Genomic DNA, 24297 nt, shown 5'->3' on the forward strand with positions numbered 1-24297 from the left:
GCCCTTTTCATTGCCGATTCAACGCGGCATGAAAACATCACAGGATAAAGAGACCCGGCCGGTTATCTATCTAATTAGGTTTTCAATGGGACAAATGCAGGAGGGATGCGCGGGCATTTGTACAGTTAGACCTTCCAACAACTAGACAAACGTGGGCGAGCAGCGCGGTCATTTGTCTAATTAGCTTTTTCAATTAGATAAAAGCAGATGAGTGCCACGATCATTTGTCTAATTAGCGTTTCCAATTAGACAATTGCAGATGAGCGGCGTGGTCATTTGTCTAATTAGAACCGCCAATTGGACATTTGCAGGAGGACTGCACGCTCATTCGTCTAATTAGCGTTTCTAATTAGACAATTGCAGGTGGGCGGCGCGGCCTTTTGTCTAATTAGCTTTTTCAATTAGACAAAAGCAAAAGATCCGCGTGCGCATTTGTCGAATTAGACGCCCATGCGGCAGTGAACGCGGCACCATAGGAACTTTGCTTATGCAGCAAACCCTCATTCGACCCGGCAAGCACTTTTTCTTCTGGCCGGCAAGAAAAACAGAGCTGCCCTTCACTTTTAAGGCAGCCCTCTTTGGTTACTTTTTCAATTTCTCGGTTTTCATGAACTCATCCATGCTTTTGAATTTGTAGCCTTGTTTTTTCAAGTCTTTGATCACGCGTTCCAAAGCGTTGGCGTTGTCTTTTGACACGGTATGGAGCAAAATAATGGCTCCGGGGTGGATTTGCGACATGATACTGTCATAGGCAAATTGTGTGCCGCGCTGGCGGTTCACATCCCAGTCGAGGTAAGCCAGTGACCAGAGGACATGGGTGTAGCCTTCTTCATTGCCCAGTTTCAGCGTCCGCTCGCTCAGGATGCCGCGGGGTGGGCGCAAATATTTCATTTCTTTCTGGCCGGTAAGGCGGGCGGTTTCCGCTTTCACTTTTTCCAATTCTTCACGTACTTGCGCATCGGAAATCTGTGTCATGTCCGGATGGCCCCACGAGTGGTTGCCTATGATATGGCCTTCTTTCACCATCCGTTTCACCAGATCCGGATGTGATTTTAAATAGTGGCCGGTGACGAAAAAGATGGCGGGGACTTTTTCTTTCTTCAAAACATCGAGTATTTTCGGGGTGTACCCATTCTCGTATCCATTGTCAAACGTCAAATACACATACTTGTCATTCGGATTGCCCTTATAAATGCCGCCGTATTTTTGCAAAAGGGCGTTATAAGCGGCGCCGGCATCCGCCTGCTGCCCGTTTTTGCCTTTGTTAAATCCCCAGTTGATCGGGGCGTTGGAAATGGCAAAAGCATCTCGCTCTGGGCATACTGAAAAAAACAGGAACACTGCAAAAAGTGTCGCAAAAACTTTTCTCATAACCAAACTCCTTTGTTGTTTTCCTTATCTTTTTCATTTCTGCAGGCGGAAATGCTGGCAGTTTCTGTTAGCGCTGAAAAACAGGGCAACATCGTTCCAAAACGGCATTCCTCCCCCGGTCCACACCCGAATTCCCCGCTGCCAGATAAAAAACCGGCCTTTACAAAGAAGGGGCCGGTTTGCGCTTTTTAAATTGGTCTATTTTCAGTTCGATTTCATCGATCATTTGAATAAGCCGATCTATATCTTCAAGGCTTGCCGCTTCCGGATCAATCGAATCCAGAACCTCCAAAAAGATATTCAGCCGTTCCATTAAATAAGTCAGTTGCTGGTCCTTATCATATACCGCTTTCCCCAAAAAAATCCTCCTCACGTACTACTTTCTTATTATAGTATACCCCATTTCCGGCACAGAAAAAAGCTGCCGTTCAGACAGCTTTTTCTTATTGGCGTTTGCCCATAGAAAATTGGCATGAGACAGGCCTCCTCAGCAGCTAAACCAAAAACCGGTGAACCTGCCCGGGCCAATCTTAATAAACTTCCTTATTTTGGCTGTTCGCTCACAGAAAAACTGAACGAAACATAGTCCTGAATGGGAATCCAGGCGCCAATACCGTGGGAAGTGACGTTTTTAACTAAAATTTCCCGTTTCGTCCCTTTAAGAACAAGGTACACTTCGCCGTATGTGACTTTTCCTTTTTCATTCACAGCCGGGGCATAAGCATACAAATAGCCGAGCCGTTTTTTCGGGACATTGTATTCATGGCCTTTTTTTGTGCCGGCCCCGATAATCGTGTCAAAGGAAAGCGGCAACTTCGAGTTTTCCATTGCTTTTAACAGCATCATTTTCTTGACATCGTCCGCTTGCGGAATCCTGGCAGTCAGGCCGCCGCGCACGATCTTTTGCGCTTCCTGGACGTAGTGCATTTTATAATTGGCATCGCCGCCGCGGTTATCAAAGTAGTTCGTATTGATTTTTTGGTATTGCCAGTTTGGCGACGTTTCGCTGGATTCATAATTCAGCGGCCATTCGCCCAGGTAAATTTTCGCGCGCAGACCGAGCGATAAAAATGAACGGTTCACGCTTGTTTCATTCAACATCCGCACGAGATTCGGGTTTTCAATTCTCACATTGGATGTTTTCAGCAATGTTTCGGTAAACTTGCTTGGCTGCAAGTAGGGCAGATCTTGTGACGAGTTCGGATACGTATTTTCTTTTGCAATGTTCAGGACCGACTGTGGAATTTGCACTTGTTTTTCTGTCGGCTTTGCTTCTCCCGCCGGCGCAACAAAAAGTACTGCGAGCAGGAAAATCAGGATCGTCCGCATCCATTTCATTGATGTTATCTCCTTTCACAAGAGGTTCACGAACGTACCGTTATTTTTTCCTGCCCGGATTAAAATATCCGCTTCCAGCAAATAAAACCTAGTCCCTTTTACGCCGTATGCATCATGCACTCGCCACTCTGTGTAAGCTTAACGGCCGGTAATATTCCGGCGTTACTGAAAAAGCCCTGTTAGCCGCATGACAACTTCTGGCATTACAGCAAGTAGAACCCGATCCCCATGATAATGTAGGCTGCCAGCATAGTAGCCCCTTCAAACCAGTTGGTTTCGCCGTCATTTGCCAAAATGATCGTAAGCATGACCGCAGCGATCATCGAGACCAGCTCCGGTATGGAAAAGACAAGCGGCATGGCTTTTTCAAAAAACAAGGATGCAAGCACAAGGACAGGGACGACAAACATGGACACCTGGAGTGTGGAGCCGAATGCAATTTCAACCGCAATGTCCATTTTATTTTTTACCGCCATCAAAATAGCCGAAGCATGTTCTGCAGCATTCCCGACAATGGCGACGATGATAATCCCGATAAACATTTCGCTCCATCCGAAACTTTTTGCAACGGACTCAAAAGTATGTACGAGATTTTCCGAGATATAAGCCACTGCAAGCGTCGCAAGGGCAAGTACAATGATTGATTTTCCCTTTGACCATTCCGGCTCTTCGTGTCCTTCCTGCTCCTTGGCCCGGGCTTCCCTGTCCTGGTAAATCCCGCGGTGTGTCACCAGTTTAAAAAACAGGGCAAACAAGTAAAGCAGGATTAAAATAATGGAAATGCCAATGCTGAGGCTGATCGTCTTCCCTTCTGACATCTTCATGGAAAAGATTTCAGGAATCACAAATGCGACAAAAATCGCGAAAATTAAAAGGCCTGAGTTATGCCGTGCATCATATACGTTGAATTTTTGGCGTTTGTATTTGATCCCCCCGAACAAAAACGACATGCCTGCAACAAGCAGCAAGTTTCCGAGCACAGAGCCCGTCAAAGAAGCAAGCACGACTTGATGGAGCCCGGCCGCTAGGGAAAACAATGAAATAATCAATTCTACCGCATTCCCGAATGTGGCGTTTAACAAACCGCCGATCCGCGGACCCGCTATAATGGCGAGACTTTCGGTTGCCCGGCCCATAAAGCTGGCCAGCGCAATGATGGTCAGGCAGTAAACGGCAAACATCAACACGTTCGGCCAGTGCAGAAGTGCTCCAGCAACCGAGACGGGAACCCCGATGATCACCATAATGGCAAACATTTTATTCATAGCCATCCTCCTATCTGTTTTCTATAAAATTTTACAAAAGATCAGTTGGCTTGCCAAATTTTTCTGATCTGATTATGCTATAGAGAACGAATGCACAACGAGAACAAGCCGGGTGAGAGCAATGAATCGTTATGAAAATATGCGTTTTTGGATTTTGGTATTGATGACTTCTGTTTCCGGATTTACACAGGGCATGCTTTTGCCGCTGATTTCCATTATTTTTGAAAAAGATGGAATTGATGCATCATTGAACGGGCTGAATGCAACCGGCCTGTATATCGGCGTTTTATTTGCATCCCCGCTCATGGAAGCGCCGCTGCGGAAATTCGGATATAAGCCGCTTATTTTAACGGGCGGGCTGACCGTATTTGCCTCACTGCTTTTATTTCCGGCCTGGAAATCGTTATGGTTTTGGTTTGTTTTGCGCCTTTTCATCGGCATTGGAGACCATATGCTGAATTTTTCGGCGCAGACATGGATCACGTCTTTCTCCCGGAAAGGGCGGCTCGGGCGGAACATTGCGTTATACGGGCTTTTTTTCAGCCTTGGATTTGCCGTCGGGCCGTATATGACAAGGCTTGTAAATGTGGATGAGCGCCTTCCCTTTATTGCCTGCTCCATCATCAGCCTTTGTTTCTGGCTGGCCGTTTTTCTTTTAAAAAATGAGCACCCGGAAGCAGATTTGGAAAATGTTTCTTTTCTGGCCACATTTCAGCGCTTTGGTAAGGTCTGGAAACTGGCGTGGGTTGCATTGCTCCCGCCGCTCGGTTACGGATTCATGGAATCGTCTTTAAACAGCAGTTTCCCGGTTTATGCATTAAGAAACGGAATCAATGTCGATGCTGTTTCCATGATTATCCCTGCCTTCTCGATCGGAAGCATCGTTTTTCAGCTTCCGCTCGGCATGTTAAGCGACCGGCTCGGAAGGCGAAAAGTGTTGATTGCAGTCCTTTTGATCGGCTGCGCCTGTTTTGCGGGGGCTGCTTTTAGCAAATCAAACGCCATCGCGCTGTTTGCTTACTTTTTCGTTGCCGGTATGGCCGTCGGCTCGACGTTTTCTCTCGGGATCAGTTACCTGTCCGATCTGCTGCCGCGGCCGCTCCTTCCCGCCGGCAACATCATGTGCGGCATTCTGTACAGCTTTGGCAGCATGGCCGGCCCGTATCTTTGTGGCGTGATCATTAAATATACAAATGGGCCTGTATTTTTCCTGCTGATTTGCATGATATTGTTTGTTTTGTCCGTTTTGATTTTCCGTTTCAAAAAAACGACCGCCCCCGTCCCCCGGCACTCCTAACGGCTGCGTGCTGCCGTGCACGTTTTGAAGACCCGGTAACTTTGCCTTTTGTCCGCCAAAATCGGCTGCCTGGGTTGCCGGGGATAAGATTTACCGGAAAAACCGGCCGCGATCTTAACCCGGGAGATCTCTCCGTTAAGAGCGCGCGAAATTTAGACTGCTTTCCCTATTTGTCCGCCTGTCTTCACTTGTAAAACAGGCGGAATTTGGAACGCCCTTCTTCACTCAGAATGCTTCGTTTCTTCATTAAGATGGCACGGCAACTTGCCGTTTTTTTAATATGCGCTTAAAAGCAGTTATCCAAATTAGCAATTTTTGTGCTTATCATTTAAAACTGCATTCAGTTCACCGCCAAAAATGAGGATGATGCCGCTAATATAAAACCAAAGCATCATGATGATCATCCCGCCGAGGCTTCCGTATGTGGCATTATAATTCCCGAAATGGCTGACATAAAACGATAAAGCGAGTGACGCCACAATCCAGCCGACTGTTGCAAAAATGGCTCCGGGGACAACCGTCAGGCAGCCGAATTTTTCATTCGGCGCAAAAAAGTACAACAACGCAAACACAATGAACAGCAGGACCGGCGTGAGCATCCATCTTAAAATATTGATCATATTTTTCAAATCATTCGGCAGCCCGAAGTAAGAAAACACATAATGGATGAGTTGCTCACCGAAAACAGGAATTAAAATAACAACTATAAACACGATGATCATCCCGAGTGTCAGCATCACCGACATGAGCCGCTGCATGACAGGCGGGCGTGATTCCTCTACTTTATAAGCCCGGTTTAATGCTTTAATGACCGCGTTCATCCCGTTGGAAGCGGACCACAAAGTCGCGATCATCCCAAAAGAAAGCAGGCCGCCGTGCCGGTTGGTCAGCACTTCTTTCAAGGTGGTTTCGATCAGCTTAAACGACTGGCTTGGCGCAAAATGCCTGACCATATTCAACACATCATCCGATTTAATCGGCAAATAAGGAAGCAAGGTAAACAAAAAAATCAATAGCGGAAATAGAGATAAAAGAAAAAAGTAGGATAACTGTGCAGCCATCCCGGTAATATCGTTCCGTTTTGAGTTCTCTAACAAAGCCGCAATGATTGAACGTTTTTTTTCTGCCTGGAGTGCAATTTTATCCAATTTTCATCACCCTCTGTCCGTCCGGTTTACCATTATATTTCCCTCTCCGTTCCGTATGAAACGTTTCCGGATCGGTAGTCATGCGGTATAATAAAACAAGAAAAACACGAAAAGGGTGAAAATGTTGGATCTTTCAGAAAAAACAGCGCAAAATATGGCTTATATGGTGCAAGCAATCACAGCGAAATTAAAAATGGTCAATACGGCGGCACTGCAGTCGTCCCAGTTTAGCCTTGACCGTTATGACGATTTGTTTGATTTGTACGAAATGGTGATGAAAAAAAATACATTCAGCCCGAATGAAATGCAAGCCATCGTGGAAGAGCTCGGCAGCCTGAAAAAAGATTAATGCCGGCCGGTTTCGGAATGTAAAAAAGCTGGGAGCCTCTATTCCTCCCAGCTTTTTTAGGTTTCCGGCGCTGTGCAGCACTCCAGCCGGATCCGGGTTCAGTGCAGCATTAATCTTCCTGATCCGTAATGATCACAATGCCGTCTTTTGTAACTGCAATGGTATGTTCATATTGGGCGGAAAGGGATCCGTCCCTTGTCCGGGCAGTCCAGCCGTTGTCGTCCATCTTCGTTTCGTAGCTGCCGATATTGACCATCGGCTCGATCGTGAACACCATGCCTTCTTTAATGCGCGGTCCTTTATGCGGCAGCCCGTAGTGCGGCACTTCCGGTTTTTCGTGGATCGTCGGGCCGATGCCATGGCCGATAAAATTGCGGACAACCGAGAACCCCTGTGCTTCCACATACGTCTGAATGGCGTGGCCGATGTCACCGATCCGGTTGCCCGGTTTGGCCTGTTCAATTCCTTTATAAAGCGCTTCTTTTGTAACATCAAGCAGTTTTTGCGTCTGCTCACTTACTTTTCCGACCGGATAACTCCAGGCGGAATCAGCCAGCGCGCCGTTCAGGTTGACGACCATATCAATCGTGACGATATCTCCTTCCTTTAACGGCGTTTTCCGCGGAAACCCGTGGCAAATTTCATCATTGATGCTTGCACATGTCGCATACTGATAGCCTTGGTACCCCTTTTGTTCAGGGGTTGCCCCGTGCTCCCTTAAATAACGGTCAACAAATTCCTCAATTTCCCATGTTGTGATCCCCGGCTTGATCATTTTTGCAATTTTTTTATGCGTATCAGCAAGCAGTTTGCCTGCTTTTTTCATCATGTCAATTTCTCTTTGCGATTTCAGTGTAATCATCTTCTACTTCCTTTCATTATGGCAACATTATTCTATGTAAAAGTTCATTTTCTGTTTCCCCGCTCCATTTATCATATCCCTAATTTGCATTGTGCGCAAAGTAAAAAAACTGCTGCCCGGAAAGAGGCAGCAGTTTTTACATACAAGCTCATCCGTTCAGGAGTTTCAGCGATTCCCTGTTAAATGCAGGGATGTCATCCGGCGTACGGCTTGTGACAAGTTGGTTTTGGCATACGACAACTTCTTCGTCGCGGAAGTTCGCGCCGGCATATTCCATGTCAACACGGATTGATTTGTAACCTGTGGCAGACCGGCCTTCCAATGCTTTTGCCGTAATCAAAAGCTGCGGGCCGTGGCAGATTGCAAACACCGGTTTTTTCGAATCCATAAATTGTTTTACAAATTGGACAAAGCGATCGTCGGCACGGAGCTGGTCCGGAGAAAAGCCGCCCGGGATCAGGAGAGCATCAAAATCATCCACGCTGACATCATCGATGCCTTTGTCGATATGGATTTCGGTGCCGTGTTTCCCTTTTACCGTTTTTCCGGCTTCCATTTCAATATTGACAATTTCATGGCCGGCTTCCTTATATGCTTTCACCGGTTCGGTGTACTCAGAATCTTCCACTTCATTAGTGACAAGTACAGCGATCTTTTTAGCCAATCGAACCATCTCCTTTTCTAATCTTTGGGACGTTTATATTTTACCTCGTTTGTGCGGTTTCAAACAAACAGTTTGCTTCACGGAACGATGGGGCGATTGGAAATACGGATCCGGGCGCTCTTTTTGCCTGGTTTTACCGGTCGCTTCCTTCCTCATTTTTCGGGAGAATGAGTACTTCCACCCGCCGGTTTTTTGCCCGGCCATTCGGCGTATCATTCGACGCAATCGGATGGTATTCCCCATATCCTTTTGCCGAAAAATATTTCGGATTTAAATTTTTGTTTTCTAAAATGATCTTTAAAAAATTGGTTGCGCGCATCACGCTTAAGTCCCAGTTTGATTGAAAGACGGAGTTGTGGATCGGCACATTATCCGTATGGCCGCTCACGATAATGCTTCTTGGCGGATCCATTACGAGCAAATTGGAAAGGGCTTTGGCTGTTTTGATATCTTCTTTCCGGACCTCCGCTTTTCCCGAATCAAACAGGACATTGTCTCGGATCGTAATCAAAAGCCCTTCGCCTGTCAAAGACGTTTCAAACTTTCCTTCCAATTTATTGTGCGCTATGTATGTGTTGATTTTTTGCTGGGTTTCTTTTAATTGGGCGTCCCCTTGCCCATTTGATGCATTTGTTGTGCTGTTGCTTTTTGAACCATTCGTTGTGCTGTCCCCGTTTTTTTGTGCATCATTTTTCTTTTGCTCGATAAATTTTTCTGTGTCGGATGTGCCGTTATCATCCCCGGATGTCTGCTTCGTATAATCGAAAAAGCTCGTCCCGCCAACAAACACCCCGTTTAAGACTTTAGAAAATCTTTGAAACTTCTGGGCATCAATGGAACTCATTGCAAACAGAACGATAAACAGGGCAAGAAGCAATGTCAAAAGGTCGGAATAAGGCAGGAGCCATGCCTCGCTGTTTTCCTCTTCTTCTTGTTTTTTCTTCCGCTTTTTACTCATTTGTTGCCACGCTGCCTTCTGTAATCTCTTCCATCAGTTGTATCCGTTCTTCATTTGGCAAATAAGACGCCAGTTTCTGTTCGATCACGCGCGGGGATTCGCCTGCCAGAATGGAGAGAATCCCTTCCAGCATCATTTCCTTGTTTTTTGCTTCGTTTTTGGACTTCCGTTTTAATTTATTGGCAAACGGATGCCACAATACGTAGCCGGTAAAAATCCCGAGCAGTGTGGCCACGAATGCGGCTGAAATGGCATGCCCAAGCACTTCTGTATCCGACATATTTCCGAGAGCGGCAATCAGCCCCAATACAGCACCGAGCACCCCGAGTGTCGGGGCATACGTGCCTGCCTGTGAAAAAATGGCAGCCCCCATCTGATGCCTTTCTTCCATTGCTTCAATTTCTTCGCTCAGCACATCGCGGATATATTCGGCGCTCTGCCCGTCAATCGCAAGGCTCAGGCCGTTTTTCAAAAAAGCGTCATCGACTTCATCCAGCCTTGCTTCAAGCGCCAGCAGCCCTTCTCTCCGGGCAGTCTGAGCCCAGTCGGAAAAAAAGCGGATCATTTCTTCCGTGCTCATCAGTTTTTGTTCCGTAAAAATAATCTTCAACAGTTTCGGAACTTTTTTCAATTCACTCATTGGGAAACCGATAATGACGGACGCAGCCGTTCCCGCCAGTATAATCAAAAGGGCAGCCGGGTTGACGAGGACAGCCGGGCTTACCCCTTTTAACACCATGCCGGTACCAATTGCCACAACACCCAGAATTACGCCAATAATTGATGATTTATCCATTTTTTTCACCTGAATATCATAATGTCTTCTTTCATTATATCGGATGGATGGCGGCAATTTATAGTAAAAAAAGCGGGAAAAATGATGCGGTTTTTAAACGCCCTTGTAAATGGGACAGCTGATTTCCGTTCCCTGGGCTTTAGTAGGCGATTACAATTCAACGGCGCCCTGTACCTCATCCAGGACGCCGCCCATTTTCTAACGAGCTGCCTGAAACGGAACCGCTTCACTTCCGGTCGTGTTCGCGGCATCCCTTAATCAAACAGCTTTTTTTCAATTTTATCCTGATAATTTTTAAAAATGGCGCTGTTTGTTTTGATCCGTTTTTTGGAGAGCATTTGGTTATACGCCAGCAGTTTCTCGCTCAGTTTCTTTTGTAATCCTTCTTTTTCCATTTCATTTTCAGATTGTTTGATTAAATCTTCAATGGAAAGCAGTTCTTTCTTTAAATTGGCTTCTTCCGGGGAAAAACCGGCATTCTGTAAAATCCGGTAAGCCATCCGCAAATCTTCCGGCACGCCGGAAAGCGGGTCTTTCGGGAGCGGCTTTCCGTATCCCGGCAGATTTTCAAATTGCCCTTCTTCATACGCTCTCCGGATTTTCTCTTCCGTCATTCTCATGAAATCCAAAGATCGGCACCCCTTTCGCTTTTTTACCATTATACCGCATGCGGGCACATATTTCCTTCTGTTTAAGAGACGCTATAGGCAGGAAGGGGGAACAAGGATGGGACGCGGAGAAATGTTTGGCCACAAAAGATAAGGCCACCCGGGCCGTTTTCCGAAAGACCAGATGGCCGGTGAAAAGCAGCATAAAGACAGCAACTATGACGACGAGCAAACATTTCCGCACGAAGCGTTTAAAAACCGCATGCACAACCCGTAATAACAGGCGCCGCAGCGTATGCGGCGCCTTTCGATTATGACCGTTCTTCGAGATATTCTTTTAACACCACCGCCTGGTTGTGCTTTTCGTCTTTTGCCGCGTAGAGCAATGTAACCGTTCCAGCCTTTCCCCATTCGATCAGCCGGTCCAGTTCCGTTCTGTCTTCCAGCCGGTCCAGCTCTTCCTTATAAAGCGCGGCAAATTCAGCAAAAAAAGCCGGATTATGGTTAAATTTTTTCCTGAGGGAACCCGTCGGCGCAACTGTCTTCATCCAGGCATCGAGTGCCGCTTTTTCTTTTGATATGCCGCGCGGCCAGAGGCGGTCGACCAGCACACGTTTGCCGTCCCCGCCGGGCTCTTCATAAATTCGTTTTATCCGGTACATCTGGCAATCCCCCTTTCAATGCCTTGCCCGGTCCTGTAACTTTCTTCATTGTTTTCCCCGCTTTTTCTGGTATCATAGGGTTGATACCAATTCTGGACAGATGAGGAAATTTTTATGAGAATACGTGACTGGGATCAAAATTTAAAAGTCCGCCTGCTTGGGGAATCCTTGATGAATATCACCTTTTGGATGTTTTTCCCCTTTCTGACCATTTATTTCACCGAGGCGTTTGGGGCCGGGCTTGCGGGTGTCCTGCTGATTGCCTCACAAGTTTTTTCCGTCATTGCCAATTTGCTCGGAGGATACTACGCCGACCGCTTTGGCAGAAAGAAAATGATGGTCGTGGCCTCAATCGGGCAGGGCGTGTCTTTTTTCATTTTCGGATTTGCCAATTCGCCATGGTTCCATTCCGCCGTGACAGCTTTTATTTGCTTTACGGCTGCCGGCGTTTTCGGTTCTTTTTATTATCCGGCAAGCCAGGCAATGATTGCCGATGTTGTGGATGAGAAAAACCGGAGCCATGTGTTTGCCGTTTTTTATACATCTATGAACATTTCCGTCGTCATCGGCCCGGCAATCGGCGGGATATTTTTTGCGGATTACCGTTTTGAACTGCTTGTTTTTGCCGCTCTTTCCTGTTTTCTGCTTGGCGCACTGCTCGTCAAATATACGCGCGAAACAGCACCGGTTTGGGCAGGCGGGCAGCAGCGCGTCCGTAAAAAATGGTACAGTACGCTGATGGAACAGGCCAAGAGCTACCAGGTGATTGTCAAAGATAAAATATTTATGTTGTTTATTTTTGCCGGAATCCTGATTTCCCAAACGTATATGCAGCTTGATTTAATTTTGCCGGTATTCACGAAGCAGGCCATTCCTGAAACAGATTTGCTCCATCTGCTTCACTTTACCGGCGAGCAGCTGTACGGTTTTATTTTATCCGAAAACGGGCTAATTGTCGCGCTTTTTTCAGTAGCGGCGACGAAATGGGTAACAAGGTACCGGGAACGGAATGTGTTTGTCCTTTCCTCCCTCCTGTATGCCATTTCGATTTATTTGTTCGGCGTCTGGATTTCAAGCATCGGCTTTATTTTCTCGATTCTTTTGTTCTCGCTTGGCGAACTGATTGTGACCGGAATCCAGCAGGACTTTGTTTCGAAGCTTTCCCCGCCTGAAATGCGCGCGCAATATTTTGCCGCCGCAAGCTTGCGCAATACAATCGGGCGCACGATTGCCCCTGTTTCCATCCCGCTTGCCGGTTGGATCGGCTATAAATGGACGTTTTCCATCCTGGCCGTGCTTGCGGTAATGAGCGCGGGGATGTATGTGCTGATGTTCCGACAGTATGAAAAGAAACGCCTGTCTGCTTGAAAACGGGCATGATCGATGCACAATAGGCTAAAAAAGTCTGTCTGTTTAAACGGGCAGACTTTTTTCATGAACAGCAGTGTTTTGATCCATACTAGTTTTAGAAAAGTTTGCGGGCTTTTTCCCGGTGGTAAATAGACTCTAAAACGATTGAACCCATCTTTTTTTAAGAAAGAAGTGGTGAATATGCTGACAAAAGAACAACTGGCGCATTTCCGTTCCATTTTAACCGCGCAGCTGAAAGAATTTGAAGAGAAATTCGGGGAAAACGGCCATTTCAAAACGGGAACGGCACCTCCTTACGATTCTGTCGGGGAACTGTCCAGTTACGATAATCATCCCGCCGATACCGGTACTGAACTGTTTGAGCGGGAAAAAGATATTGCCTTAAATGACCATGCTGAATATGAAGTCGAAAAAATCAAAGCGGCCCTCAAAGCCATTGAGGACGGCACTTACGGAAGATGCAAAGAATGCGGCAAAGAGATCCCGCTTGAGCGGCTTGAAACCCTTCCGTCCACGCTGTACTGCAAAGAGCACACCTCGGACCGGACCATTCCAAGACACCGCCCGGTTGAAGAAGACGTGCTGAATCCACCGTGGGGAAAATTCGTTTTTGATGGAGGCAAAGATGAATCGGTCGCTTTTGACGCGGAAGACGCCTGGCAGGCTGTCGCAAAATGGGGCACATCCGAGTCCCCTTCCGATTTTGAAACCCCGCCGGACAGTTACAATGATATGTATACGGAATCGGATGACCATGACGGCTATGTGGAAGATTTCGAAAACTTTTCCGGCAATGACATCAACGGGAAAAACGTGGAAATCTATCCAAATGAGGAATACAAAGAATACGAAGAAGAATTGGATGAAACCCGTACGATGACGCCGTTCGGGGATCTGCCCCGAAACGAAAAAGATCCTTATGTGGAAGACGAGAAAAAAAAGAAATGAGCATGCAAAAATCAGGTTGAGGTGCCGGGCCTGATTTTTCTTTTGAAAAAATTCCGGATGAAAGCCTTTTTTCGTTCGTATATGCCGACTGATTTTGCTATAATTTTTATATGGTAAAAGGAAATTTGAATCGCGTTTGACAGCGCCGACATATTGGAGTGAGACTTTTGGAAGACAGACCGAAGAAATACATGCGGGAAACCCGCACAGTAAGGACCAGTTATGTTTTTCCGCCGGACACAAACCATCTTGGCACACTGTTCGGAGGAAAACTGATGGCGTATATTGATGATACTGCATCGATCGCCGCGGCCAAATTGGCAAGATGCACCGTTGTCACGGCTTCGACCGACTCCGTTGATTTTATCGCACCGATCCGCGTCGGAAACGTCGTTACAGTAGAAGCCATGGTCAGCCGGACAGGGCGGACATCGATGGAAGTATTTGTAAAGGTCAGTGCGGAAGATTTGAAAACAGAAGAGACAAAAATTGCCGCCATTTCTTTTTTGACCTTTGTCGCACTGGATGAGGATGGAAAACCTACACCGGTGCCGGAAATCATCCCGGAAACCGATGAGGAACGATGGTTAAACCAAACAGCTATCCAGCGCGCCGAACAGCGGGTGCTGCGGAAACAACAAAGTGAAGAATTGGCGCGCTATTTGTCAAAAATGCCGCTGTGATTCTTGTTTAGAAAAAATTCCTTTTGAAACAAAAAGGAATTTTTTCCTGTCCTCCATTGTGAATAAAATTACAAAAAGATTAAATTTGGGGTGCCGGCTGAAGCTGTTTTTCGCATATTTTATGGACTTGCCGCGATCATATTTTTGTAACATAAGAGAATGGAAGAAAATGTAACCTTTCAGAACGAACAAAAAAAGCTATACTAAATGGGAGAGACTACAGTTAATCCGAGCGAAAAGACGATGAAGGTTAGGTGACATGCATGTTTTCAGGGAATGAAATTGGGATCGATCTAGGAACTGCAAATGTTTTAGTATATTCGAAAAAAGAAGGCGTTATTTTAGACGAGCCGTCCGTTGTGGCGATTGACCATTCGACAAGGCAGGTGCTCGCTTTCGGGCAGGAAGCCAAAGCGATGATCGGAAAAACACCTGAAAAAATTACTGTCATCCGCCCTTTAAAAGGCGGGGTAATCGCTGATTTCGATATGACAACAGAAATGCTGAAACAAATTATGAAAAAAATCAATCAGCAAAGCGGCATCTCGATCCGCAAACCGAACGTCGTAGTATGCGTCCCATCAGGCGCAACATCGGTTGAACGGCGGGCCATTGAAGATGTCGTCAAAAACAGCGGGGCAAAAACCGTCCATTTGATTGAAGAACCGGTTGCTGCCGCTATTGGTGCCGATCTTCCCGTGGACGAGCCGATCGCCAACGTGATTGTCGATATCGGCGGCGGCACTACGGAAGTCGCCATTATTTCCTTCGGCGGCGTCGTGACGTATAACACGATCCGCATCGGCGGCGATAAAATGGACGATGATATTATGCAGCATGTCAGAAAAACGTATAATCTGCTGATCGGCGAGCGGACAGCGGAAAAAATTAAAATGGAAATCGGGCATGCCCTTGTCGACCATCCGGAACAAACGCTGGATGTCCGCGGGCGCGATCTCGTGACAGGGCTGCCGCGAACCATCACCTTAAGTTCGTTGGAAATTCAGGCTTCGCTCCGCGATTCCCTGCTCCAAATTTTGGAAACGGTCCGGGCTACACTGGAAGACTGCCCGGCAGAGTTAAGCGGCGATATTGTGGACCGCGGGATTGTTTTAACAGGGGGAGGCGCCCTCCTTCAAGGCATGCAGGAATGGCTGAGCAATGAAATTTCCGTGCCTGTCCATCTCGCGCCAAACCCGCTGCAATCCGTCGTAGTCGGCGCAGGCCGCTCCCTCCAGTTCATCCATAAAATGACTGCGGGGGCCGGAAAATAACCGGACACATTTGTTTTTCTAAAGAAACGGCGTGCTTTTGCCTTTTAATTTGGCAGAAACACGCCGCTTTTTCACCCTTTTGTGCTTTGTTCCAAAGCTGCCGGTTCCGGTTCAGCTGTTTGTTGCAGTTTGATCCCGGAAAGGCCTTCCAGCATTTCCCGGACATCAATGCCGCTTGACGCTTTCAAAGTTTCCTGTAAGGTCGACATCAAATCGGTTGCATAGCCGGTGATCTTATTTGCACCGCCGTTTGCGCCGCTTCCGGTATCGACAACGGTGATTTGGTCAATATTGGAAAGCGGGGCTGCTACTTGTTTCGCATATTCAGGCAGCACTTTCAAAATCATATCGAGCACAGCCGCCTGGCCGAATTGTTCGTATGCTTCCGCAATTTTTCGTTTTGTTTCCGCTTCGGCCAGCCCTTTGAGGCGGATGACTTCGGCTTCCGACTCCCCTTGGGCGCGCTGGGCATCGGCTTTAGCCGTACCATCAATGCGGACGCGTTCCCCTTCTGCCTTCGCCATCGCTTCCACCCGGTATTTGTGGGCGTCGGCTTCCGCCATTTGTTTCGTTTTTTCTGCAACGGCGGCCTGCTCAACCGAATAACGATCTGCATCCGCTTTTTTCTTGACTTCGGAGTCGTATTGCCGTTCGCGCCGCAAAATTTCTTTTTCTTCGAGCTCGATTTGTTTTTGCCGCTCGATGATTTTGATTTCCATTTCCTGTGCGGTGACATCCTGTTTCGACCGGGCCGTTTCCAAATCGTACGCCTGGTCGGCTTTTGCCCTTGCGATGTCCTGTTCGCGGCGGAACTCGGCAATTTTCAACTGGTTGAACTTCTCCGCTTCCGCAATTTCAGTTGCCCGCTCCAGTTCTGCGCGTTTTGCTTCTTTTAATGCTTCCGCTTTCCGGATTCTCGTTTCTTTTTCGGCTTCTGCCGTGGCAATATCCGCATCGCGCTTGACCTGGGCAATCCGCGGTTTGCCAAGCGCATCAAGGTAGCCGTTTTTATCCTTCACTTCTTTAATCGTGAACGACACGATGATAAGCCCCATTTTTGCCAAATCCTGTGAGGCAACACGCTGGACTTCCTGTGAAAACTTATCACGGTTTTTATAAATTTCTTCAACCGTCATCGAACCGAGAATTGAGCGCAAATGGCCTTCCAAAACTTCCCGCGCTTCATTTTCGCGGTCTTCTTTTGATTTCCCGAGAAATTGTTCGGCAGCTGTGGCAATTTCACCGATCGACCCGCCGATTTTAATAATGGCAATTCCATCTGCCATCACCGGGACACCTTGTTCGGTGTAGACTTCCGGGGTGGTCACTTCCAGCTTGCTCGATAATAAGCTGAGCGGTTTTGCCTGCTGGAATACCGGGAACACAAATGTACCGCCGCCACGAATGATTTTAATTTTATTTCCAGCTTCGTCGACATGGACATTTTTACCGCCAAGAAAACTCCCTGTCACGATTAACGCTTCATCCGGCCCTGCAGTTCGGTATTTTGAAATAAAGACGCCGATAAGGGCAAGCACCAAAAATACAACAACACCGATGACAATCCAAATTCCGCTCGCAAACATGCGGATCCCTCCTTATAATTGTCTAAAATTTTCAATTTTCAATCGATAATTTTCGTAGGGCACGACATATAAAACGCCATTTTTCACTTCAATCACCAATACCTGCGTCCCTTCTTTAATTTCCTCGTCCTGTATGCTGGCTGCCGGCTTGGAGATGGTTCCTGTTTTGCTGTCAATCACCACTTCACCAAAACCGGCTTTCGGAATCGAAAGAATCGTTTTCCCAACCCTCCCTTTCAGCGAATCTTCCGTGTAAACAAGCGATTCTTCAGCCGAAGACAGCGGAACAAGTACAAACACATTGAGCAGAATATCAAGAATCACCGCGATCACGGCAGAAATGGCTATGATCAGCAGGTGGGAAAGCGGTGTCACTTTTTCCAAAATATACCCGCCTGCTGAGAAAAAAGTAAAAAATGCCAAAATCAGGGCTGGATGGATAAAATGGATGGCGTCTGCCATTCCTCCAAGCAAGTCATTGAACAACAGGTAAAGCACCGTCAGGCATCCCGCAATGATCAGTACAGCCAAATACGCCGTCTCTATCGGCACGCCGAACACTTCCATAAACATCACACCCCTTCCTTGATTGGGATTTTCTTTCAGATGACGCCGGTCATGATTGCTTACTAATCATTACGTTTAAAAATGGTTTAAGTTTCGTGAAAAAGGAAATTTTTTTAAACTGTGGATTTGTCGTTGCGGGCTGGCGGCATTAAGTTTTATACCAAGCCGCGCACCAATTCGCAAGATGATTATGTTTTACAGCAGGCAAAAACGTGGTAAAAATTTTTTCATTCATTTCGTCAAGACCAGGCGGCAGGAAATGGAGTACCAACATTTTCCATTTGATAACGTTACAAAAAGCCTGCTTCCCCATGAGAGCAGGCTAACTTTTTACCTTAGCGCATTTTCCAGATCTTCCAACAAATCTTCGACGTCTTCAATGCCGACTGAGATGCGGATAAGCCCGTCTTCGATGCCAAGTTCGAGACGGCGTTCACGCGGAATGGATGCATGCGTCATAAGCGGCGGGAGCGAGATCAGGCTTTCCACCGCACCGAGGCTTTCCGCCAACGTAAAGTAACGCGTTTTTTTCAATATTTCAAGGGCTTTTTCCTGGGATGACACTGTAAAAGAGGCCATGCCGCCGAATCCGCCGGCCTGGGAACTGTGCACTTTATGCCCGGGATGATGGATAAGCCCCGGGTAATATACCTTTTCAACGGCAGGATGTGCAGAAAGAAAATCAACAATTTGCTTTGTGTTGGATTCAATTTCTTCCATGCGTATGCCGAGTGTTTTAATACCGCGGATCAACAGCCAGCTGTCCTGCGGCCCGAGAATGCCGCCGGTTGAGTTTTGGATAAAATGCAAGTCTTCTGCAAGCGCTTCGTTTCGTACGACAACAAGGCCTGCGACCACATCACTGTGCCCGCCGAGATACTTCGTCGCGCTGTGCACGACGATATCCGCACCTAAAGTGAGTGGATTTTGCCAATACGGGGTGCTGAATGTGTTGTCCACGATAAATGTTAAGCCGTTTTCACGGGCTACACCGGCAATGGCCCGCAAGTCTGTTATTTTTAATAGCGGGTTCGTCGGCGTTTCCACGTAGATGGCTTTTGTATTCGGGCGTATCGAGGCACGGACCGCATCCAGATCGCTCGTGTCCACAAAAGTGACGTCGATATGGAAACGGTTCATCACTTTTGTTAAAACGCGAAAAGTACCGCCGTATACATCATCGGTTGCCAAAATATGGTCGCCGGCCGAAAACAGCTGGATCACCGCTGTAATCGCGGCCATTCCGGATGCGAATGCAAAACCGTGTGTACCTTCTTCGATATCCGCAATCAGTTTTTCCAACGCTTCACGCGTCGGATTGCCGGTACGTGCGTATTCGTATTTAAAATGGCCGACGCCGCCCTGCTTGAATGTGCTCGCATGATGAACGGGCACCGAAACTGCGCCTGTATATGGATCACGGCTAATGCCGGCATGAATGAATTTTGTTTTTTTACGCATGACAAACTCCTTCTCATCAAGAATAAATGCTGCGGCTGAGATACCGTTCGCTGCTGTCCGGAAAAATGGTGACAATATGCGTGCCCGGTTTTGCCTGCTTTGCTTCGCGCAGGCTCGCCTCCAAAGCAGCACCTGAGGAACTGCCGATCAAAAGGCCTTCAAGCCGGGCTGCTTCCGCAAGCCGTTTAAAAGCTGTATCGTCGGGAATCGTATGGATGGCATCAAAAAATGTACGGTCCATAAATGGCGGTAAAAATTCCATGCCGATCCCTTCCGTACGGTGGCTGCGCGGCTCGCCCCCGTTTAAAATCGAGCCTTCTGGTTCCACGATGGCTGCCTTCAAGCCCGGATTTTTCTCTTTTAAATAGCGGGCAGTCCCCATAAACGTGCCCCCGGAACCGGCACCTGCGACAAAAACATCGATATGGCCATCAAGTGCTTCCCAAATTTCAGGCCCAAGCGTCTTATAATACGTTTCCGGGTTGGACGGATTTTCAAACTGTCCCGGGAAATACGCATTTGGTGTTTCAGCGACTAGTTTTTTTGCTTTCGCAATTGCGCCTTCCATACCAAGTTCGGTCGGCGTGTTCACGACTTCAGCCCCGAGCGCCCGCATCAGCGTCTGTTTCTCCACGCTGAATTTTTCCGGCACAACAAAAACAGCATGCACGCCGTAACGAATCGCAGCAAGCGCAAGCCCGATGCCCGTGTTGCCGGCCGTCGGTTCTATGATCGTCCCACCGCGCTTCAGCTTACCTTCCCGAAACGCGCGCTCTACTAGATAAGCGCCGAGTCGGTCTTTTATGCTGCCGCCTGGGTTAAAGTATTCCAGCTTTGCAAACAGCCGGACGCCTTTTGGCAAATCAAATGCGGTTAATTCAACCAATGGCGTGTTGCCAATCAGTTCGTGTACGCTTTTCGCAACCTTCATTTCACTCGTCTCCTGTTATCAGGCAAATACTTGCGTCCACTCATCGCGTTTTGCCAGCATTTTCCGGGCAATTTCCTTTGCGCCTTCCAAAGAATGGCTTGCCGCCCAGCCGCACTGTGTTTCATTGCAGGCCGGTACTTCTGTGGCATGCAATACATCGTTTAACGTTTTTTCAATGATGTCAAGCACCTCGCCATCATCATCCAAATTGATAACGGAAAAATAAAAACCGGTCTGGCAACCCATTGGGCTGATGTCGACAATTTTATCCGTGTAATTGCGGGCGAATTCCGCCATCATATGCTCGAGCGAGTGGAGCCCCGGCATATCCATATGTTCCTTGTTCGGCTGGCAGAAACGGATATCGTATTTGCGGATCACATCGCCGTGAATCCCTTCTTTTACTCCTGCAAGGCGAACATATGGCGCTTTGACTTTTGTATGGTCCAAATTAAAGCTTTCTACGTTCATTTTTTTCATCTCTGTCATGATGATCATGCTCCTTTCATTTTTGCATCCATTAGCCACACAAACCGGTTCATCTTCCGGAAAGAGACATCAAAACCATTTTCCTCAAAGATGGAAGATAAAGCGGGAATGGTGGTGTAATATTCCGTTTCAAGATCTTCCGCAAGCCGGCAGAATCCCCTTGCTTTGGCTTCCTTGATCATCTCCTGTTTTGCTTCTTCCGTCTCAAAAACCGTATCGGCGAACACGATTTTGCCGCCCGCCTTTAACCGGGTGTGGAAAAGGGATATGGCAGCCCTTTTTTCTTCGTCTGTTAAATGGTGGAACGCATACGTGCTGGCAAATGTATCCGCCTTTTCCTGCACATGAAAATTCAAAAAATCCCCGTCTATTATTTTAACATCCGGATGCTTTTTTTGAGCGATTTTTCGCATATTGGCAGAAGGTTCTATCCCGATTATTTTCAGCCCTTTCTCCAAAAGCTTGCCCGTCAAATTGCCTGTTCCCGGGCCGAATTCAACAACAAAACCGGTTGCCCGGTCTCTGACGGCATCCAAAATTTTATCGTATTGATAGAATACTTCTTCGTATTCGGCATCATGTCCGGTAACGGTTTGATCATAGGAGCGGGACCATTCATCGAACAGCGCGTCAAACTCCCTTCCCAATCAAATCCCCCATTTCCCATAAAATAACTCTGAATTAAATGTAACACGCCCCTTGTTTTTTCGCAAACAAAAATGTGAAGGATTTATTCCCATTTTTAACGTGTATACTTTTATTTCCTGCCATTGTATTTTAAAATATGCATAAAGGAGTGAGATGTGATGACATTGTTAGATGAAGTACTTGCATTTAACCAGGAATTTGTGGAGAAAAAAGCGTATGAGCCTTACCTGACTTCCAAATTCCCCGACAAACGGATGGTGATTTTCACATGTATGGACACGAGGATCATTGAATTGTTACATAAAGCAATGAATATTCAAAACGGAGACGCGAAAATCGTAAAAAATGCAGGCGCCATTTTAACGAGCCCGTTCGACAGCACGATGCGAAGCTTGCTTGTTGCCATTTATCAGCTGAAGGCGGATGAAGTGTTTGTGATCGGCCACTATGACTGTGGCATGACCGGGTTAAAAGGCGAAACCGTGCTCGAAAATATGAAAAAACGCGGGGTTGACGAAAATGCGATTGAAACACTCGTTCATGCGGGGATTGACCTCGACGAATGGCTGAGCGGTTTCGACAAGGTCGAAAGCAGCGTGAAAAAGAGTGTCGGCATCATTAAAAACCACCCGCTGATGGACAAAAAAGTGCCGGTCCATGGGCTTGTCATTGACCCGGAAACCGGGAAACTTGATCTGATCGTAAACGGCTACGAAAATTAATCCCGGGCGCCAAATCCATGGCGGAGACCTTGACGGGGTTTTCTTCATTTTTTAATCGAAACTTCATGAAATGATGATGTTGCTTTCATTGTTTTTTAGGGTAACCGGTTTACAATTAATCATGTAGCGAGGACAGCAGAGCAGTAAGCATGCTGGACAAATACCCACTGTTTTATCCCCTTTTTAAGCCGGCCTGTGTGCCGGTTTTTTTGTGAGCAGAAATTTAAGGGAATTTTAAAATGGCGTTAGGCTAATAAAATGAGCGTAAGTTTTTACATGAAGACCAAGGATCAGTTTGGTTTGCTGATGATGACGGTTTGCAGCGGAAACGGTGTAACCCACGTTTCGTTCATTTTATATAATAGGGTATATAAGCTGCTGAAAGACGGGGAGATTAGGGAAACAGGAGGAAGGTGTTTCAGACAAAAAACGGGTAAAGGCCGCTTGTACGGCTACTTTACCCGTAATCTTTCCCCCACACGGATGGTATAATCATCATCCAGATTATTCCATTTCTTTATTTCTTTGATGGTCGAACCGTATTCTTTGCTTAAAGCGTAAACGGTATCCCCCTTAACGACTTTATGATACGTTGCACCGCTTTTCTTTTTGAGCTCGAAAGCTTTTGCCAGCCCATTGACATGCCCCTGTGCCACTTCTTCAATCCAGCTGTTTTTCTTCATTTTTTTCGCATCACTTGCTGTGTCAATAAAGCCGTTTTCGGTAAGGAGCGCAGGCATGATCGATTCCCTGAGCACATGAAAATCGGCCGTTTTTCTGCCCCTGTCTTTTAAATCATTCAGCTTCACCACTTCCTGGTGGATGGTTTTCTGGTAGGTTGCCGTAGCAGAGCCTGATTCTGGATAAATATAGCTCTCAAAACCCGTTCCATTTCCTGAATTGATATGAATGGAAAGAAAAAAAGTGGCTCCCCAGCTGTTGGCGGCATCCGTCCGCTCTTCCAAAGAAACAAATTTGTCCGTCGTCCGCGACATTTTTACCGAAACATTTTGGTAATGGTTTGTTAAAATGTCCTGAATCTGTTTGGCAATCTCCAAAGTGATGTCTTTTTCCTCTAGCCCGTTTCCCTCAGCGCCCGGGTCTTTTCCACCATGTCCCGGATCAAGAAACAGTTTAAACAAATACTTCACCCCTTTCCAATCATGCTCAATTTCCACATATCTTTTTTAAAGTTAAATGGTTACTTTCCTGTCCTGTTTTTTGTACAAATGGAAACCATCCGTTTTGCCGGCAGCCGGAATGGCAAGCGGCCGGCAAAATTTTACCGGACATCCGGCAAGTTGAGGCGACAGGGGCAGATTGCAAATACGGGTCAATACTTCGGTAGAAAAACCTTTATCTCACGCAGAGAACCAAATCTCTATCCTATCGTATGTAAAGCATGTGCCATTTGTGACAGGTTGTCCGCCTGTTTTGGTCCGTAAGCGTTTTAAGGAAGAATTTGGATATTGGGAAATAGAATTGTTTCTTTAAGTGTTTTGGCAGTTGAAGCGGGAAGAACCATGTTTTTTCGGAAAAGCGTATGTGTAAAATATTTTACTCGAAGGATCAGGCGAGTGAAAAAAATGGGAAGGCACTCTATCATCTAAATGTACACTTTGAGACAAACATCTAGAGAGCGGTCTACAGGGGTATTGACACAAAACGACAGATTCACTATAATATTTAAGGTGACATCGAACGGATATTAGCAATTTACGGCTCCGTAGCTCAGTGGATAGAGCGTCGGTTTCCTAAACCGTGCGTCGGAGGTTCGAGTCCTCTCGGGGCCGCTACATGAATCACTACAGCCACAAGGGTTTCAGCGTTTTTGAATCCTTGTGGCTTTTTCTTTATTTGGCCATTTGGCACGAATTTGGCACGAAATTTCAAAACAGGAATATTTGTTCCTATTTTTCCTCAAAAAATTAGCTACATAATCAATAAAATTCCCGCCACGATCAAAATGCCTTATCTCCATCTGTCAGCCACTTTTTTCTAACCCAGTAGGACCCGTATGTGTCTTTTTGCCAAACCAATTTGATTTCTCGCGTTTTAAATAATTCGGATTGGAATTCCTCCTGACTCAGTCCGTTTAGCGATCGGAACCGCCCGCGGTCTTCCCTGAGTCTCAAGAACTCTTTCTTCGGCAGCTGACGGCTGACGTCCGTCGTTCTTCCTGCTCGCAGCATGTCCCGCAATTCCTTTTTCTCCAGCAACGTGAGCATTGACGTCCTCCCTCTCCTCTTGTTGTTTAGGGTTTAATTCCCGCCACAAACCGTCCTGGTGCAGCTGCCAT

Annotated in this window: 26 protein-coding genes and 1 tRNA gene; 8 read left to right on the forward strand and 19 right to left on the reverse strand. The window is 46.8% G+C overall.

Features of this window, described 5'->3' with window-relative positions; translation table 11 throughout:
• Positions 1 to 582: 582 nt before the first annotated feature.
• The 4 genes from pdaA to cax all read right to left on the reverse strand — a co-directional run bounded on the left by pdaA (position 583) and on the right by cax (position 3974).
• Positions 583 to 1371 (reverse strand): delta-lactam-biosynthetic de-N-acetylase, encoded by a 789-nt coding sequence (gene pdaA / locus NST70_RS13455; RefSeq protein ID WP_035183746.1) that lies wholly within the window; start codon positions 1369 to 1371, stop codon positions 583 to 585.
• 160 nt (positions 1372 to 1531) lie between these two features.
• Complete coding sequence (locus NST70_RS13460) at positions 1532 to 1729, reverse strand: SE1561 family protein (RefSeq protein ID WP_104851569.1); 198 nt, start codon at positions 1727 to 1729, stop codon at positions 1532 to 1534.
• Between the two features lie 185 nt (positions 1730 to 1914).
• The gene (locus tag NST70_RS13465; protein ID WP_104851570.1) at positions 1915 to 2709 is read right to left on the reverse strand and encodes a YfkD famly protein; all 795 of its coding nucleotides are present in this window, start codon (positions 2707 to 2709) and stop codon (positions 1915 to 1917) included.
• Between the two features lie 203 nt (positions 2710 to 2912).
• Positions 2913 to 3974, reverse strand: coding sequence for a calcium/proton exchanger (gene cax / locus NST70_RS13470; RefSeq protein WP_104851571.1), 1062 nt, complete (start codon positions 3972 to 3974; stop codon positions 2913 to 2915).
• 112 nt (positions 3975 to 4086) lie between these two features.
• Here cax and NST70_RS13475 point away from each other — a divergent pair, with 112 nt between their 5' ends.
• On the forward strand, positions 4087 to 5271 hold the full coding sequence (locus NST70_RS13475; RefSeq protein WP_342475312.1) for an MFS transporter: 1185 nt from the start codon (positions 4087 to 4089) through the stop codon (positions 5269 to 5271).
• A 305-nt stretch (positions 5272 to 5576) separates the two neighbouring features.
• On the opposite strand, the gene NST70_RS13480 is transcribed toward NST70_RS13475, so the two are convergent.
• Positions 5577 to 6419: a YihY/virulence factor BrkB family protein gene (locus NST70_RS13480; protein ID WP_342475314.1), complete on the reverse strand. Its 843-nt coding sequence runs from the start codon at positions 6417 to 6419 to the stop codon at positions 5577 to 5579.
• A 124-nt stretch (positions 6420 to 6543) separates the two neighbouring features.
• On the opposite strand from NST70_RS13480, the gene NST70_RS13485 reads away from it, so the two are divergent.
• Complete coding sequence (locus NST70_RS13485) at positions 6544 to 6768, forward strand: DUF1128 domain-containing protein (protein ID WP_342475315.1); 225 nt, start codon at positions 6544 to 6546, stop codon at positions 6766 to 6768.
• Between the two features lie 109 nt (positions 6769 to 6877).
• Here NST70_RS13485 and map read toward each other — a convergent pair whose 3' ends face one another.
• The 6 genes from map to NST70_RS13515 all read right to left on the reverse strand — a co-directional run bounded on the left by map (position 6878) and on the right by NST70_RS13515 (position 11318).
• Positions 6878 to 7630, reverse strand: coding sequence for a type I methionyl aminopeptidase (map, locus tag NST70_RS13490; RefSeq protein WP_110134164.1), 753 nt, complete (start codon positions 7628 to 7630; stop codon positions 6878 to 6880).
• Positions 7631 to 7778: 148 nt separating this feature from the next.
• Complete coding sequence (locus NST70_RS13495) at positions 7779 to 8294, reverse strand: type 1 glutamine amidotransferase domain-containing protein (RefSeq protein WP_168985550.1); 516 nt, start codon at positions 8292 to 8294, stop codon at positions 7779 to 7781.
• Positions 8295 to 8427: 133 nt separating this feature from the next.
• Positions 8428 to 9252 carry a flagellar motor protein MotB gene (gene motB / locus NST70_RS13500; protein ID WP_168985551.1) on the reverse strand — a complete coding sequence of 275 codons (825 nt, stop codon included), beginning with the start codon at positions 9250 to 9252 and terminating at the stop codon, positions 8428 to 8430.
• On the reverse strand, positions 9245 to 10048 hold the full coding sequence (motA, locus tag NST70_RS13505; protein ID WP_168985552.1) for a flagellar motor stator protein MotA: 804 nt from the start codon (positions 10046 to 10048) through the stop codon (positions 9245 to 9247). The genes motB and motA overlap by 8 nt, the downstream gene beginning before the upstream one ends.
• Before the next feature lie 254 nt (positions 10049 to 10302).
• On the reverse strand, positions 10303 to 10677 hold the full coding sequence (locus NST70_RS13510) for a DUF1992 domain-containing protein (protein WP_168985553.1): 375 nt from the start codon (positions 10675 to 10677) through the stop codon (positions 10303 to 10305).
• 290 nt (positions 10678 to 10967) lie between these two features.
• Positions 10968 to 11318 (reverse strand): DUF488 family protein, encoded by a 351-nt coding sequence (locus NST70_RS13515; protein WP_017551467.1) that lies wholly within the window; start codon positions 11316 to 11318, stop codon positions 10968 to 10970.
• A gap of 114 nt (positions 11319 to 11432) precedes the next feature.
• On the opposite strand from NST70_RS13515, the gene NST70_RS13520 reads away from it, so the two are divergent.
• The 4 genes from NST70_RS13520 (at position 11433) to mreBH (ending at position 15594) form a co-directional block, all read left to right on the forward strand.
• Positions 11433 to 12686, forward strand: coding sequence for an MFS transporter (locus NST70_RS13520; protein ID WP_342475317.1), 1254 nt, complete (start codon positions 11433 to 11435; stop codon positions 12684 to 12686).
• Positions 12687 to 12869: 183 nt separating this feature from the next.
• On the forward strand, positions 12870 to 13637 hold the full coding sequence (locus NST70_RS13525) for a TraR/DksA C4-type zinc finger protein (protein ID WP_260832086.1): 768 nt from the start codon (positions 12870 to 12872) through the stop codon (positions 13635 to 13637).
• Between the two features lie 167 nt (positions 13638 to 13804).
• Positions 13805 to 14320: an acyl-CoA thioesterase gene (locus NST70_RS13530; RefSeq protein ID WP_014097227.1), complete on the forward strand. Its 516-nt coding sequence runs from the start codon at positions 13805 to 13807 to the stop codon at positions 14318 to 14320.
• Between the two features lie 263 nt (positions 14321 to 14583).
• Positions 14584 to 15594, forward strand: a complete 1011-nt coding sequence (gene mreBH, locus NST70_RS13535; protein ID WP_013860371.1) for a rod-share determining protein MreBH — start codon at positions 14584 to 14586, stop codon at positions 15592 to 15594.
• Positions 15595 to 15665: 71 nt separating this feature from the next.
• On the opposite strand, the gene NST70_RS13540 is transcribed toward mreBH, so the two are convergent.
• The 6 genes from NST70_RS13540 to NST70_RS13565 all read right to left on the reverse strand — a co-directional run bounded on the left by NST70_RS13540 (position 15666) and on the right by NST70_RS13565 (position 21275).
• Positions 15666 to 17180 carry a flotillin family protein gene (locus tag NST70_RS13540; RefSeq protein ID WP_342475320.1) on the reverse strand — a complete coding sequence of 505 codons (1515 nt, stop codon included), beginning with the start codon at positions 17178 to 17180 and terminating at the stop codon, positions 15666 to 15668.
• 12 nt (positions 17181 to 17192) lie between these two features.
• Positions 17193 to 17753, reverse strand: a complete 561-nt coding sequence (locus tag NST70_RS13545) for a hypothetical protein (protein WP_342475321.1) — start codon at positions 17751 to 17753, stop codon at positions 17193 to 17195.
• A gap of 324 nt (positions 17754 to 18077) precedes the next feature.
• Positions 18078 to 19208, reverse strand: a complete 1131-nt coding sequence (locus NST70_RS13550) for a bifunctional cystathionine gamma-lyase/homocysteine desulfhydrase (protein WP_328229294.1) — start codon at positions 19206 to 19208, stop codon at positions 18078 to 18080.
• Positions 19209 to 19224: 16 nt separating this feature from the next.
• Entirely contained in the window at positions 19225 to 20139 is a 915-nt protein-coding gene (locus tag NST70_RS13555) for a cysteine synthase family protein (RefSeq protein WP_014097223.1), read from the reverse strand.
• An 18-nt stretch (positions 20140 to 20157) separates the two neighbouring features.
• Positions 20158 to 20628, reverse strand: a complete 471-nt coding sequence (locus NST70_RS13560) for an S-ribosylhomocysteine lyase (protein ID WP_014097222.1) — start codon at positions 20626 to 20628, stop codon at positions 20158 to 20160.
• A 5-nt stretch (positions 20629 to 20633) separates the two neighbouring features.
• The gene (locus tag NST70_RS13565) at positions 20634 to 21275 is read right to left on the reverse strand and encodes a class I SAM-dependent methyltransferase (protein WP_061565728.1); all 642 of its coding nucleotides are present in this window, start codon (positions 21273 to 21275) and stop codon (positions 20634 to 20636) included.
• Between the two features lie 159 nt (positions 21276 to 21434).
• On the opposite strand from NST70_RS13565, the gene NST70_RS13570 reads away from it, so the two are divergent.
• Positions 21435 to 21998 (forward strand): carbonic anhydrase, encoded by a 564-nt coding sequence (locus NST70_RS13570; protein ID WP_014097220.1) that lies wholly within the window; start codon positions 21435 to 21437, stop codon positions 21996 to 21998.
• Between the two features lie 452 nt (positions 21999 to 22450).
• On the opposite strand, the gene NST70_RS13575 is transcribed toward NST70_RS13570, so the two are convergent.
• The gene (locus tag NST70_RS13575) at positions 22451 to 23140 is read right to left on the reverse strand and encodes an N-acetylmuramoyl-L-alanine amidase (protein WP_014097218.1); all 690 of its coding nucleotides are present in this window, start codon (positions 23138 to 23140) and stop codon (positions 22451 to 22453) included.
• Positions 23141 to 23718: 578 nt separating this feature from the next.
• Here NST70_RS13575 and NST70_RS13580 point away from each other — a divergent pair.
• Positions 23719 to 23791, forward strand: a tRNA-Arg gene (locus NST70_RS13580).
• A 168-nt stretch (positions 23792 to 23959) separates the two neighbouring features.
• Here NST70_RS13580 and NST70_RS13585 read toward each other — a convergent pair.
• Complete coding sequence (locus tag NST70_RS13585) at positions 23960 to 24226, reverse strand: hypothetical protein (protein ID WP_342475325.1); 267 nt, start codon at positions 24224 to 24226, stop codon at positions 23960 to 23962.
• Positions 24227 to 24297 lie beyond the last annotated feature (71 nt).

Origin of the sequence: Weizmannia sp. FSL K6-0777, from assembly GCF_038593185.1 — a bacterium.
Taxonomy (GTDB): domain Bacteria; phylum Bacillota; class Bacilli; order Bacillales; family Bacillaceae_C; genus Weizmannia; species Weizmannia faecalis.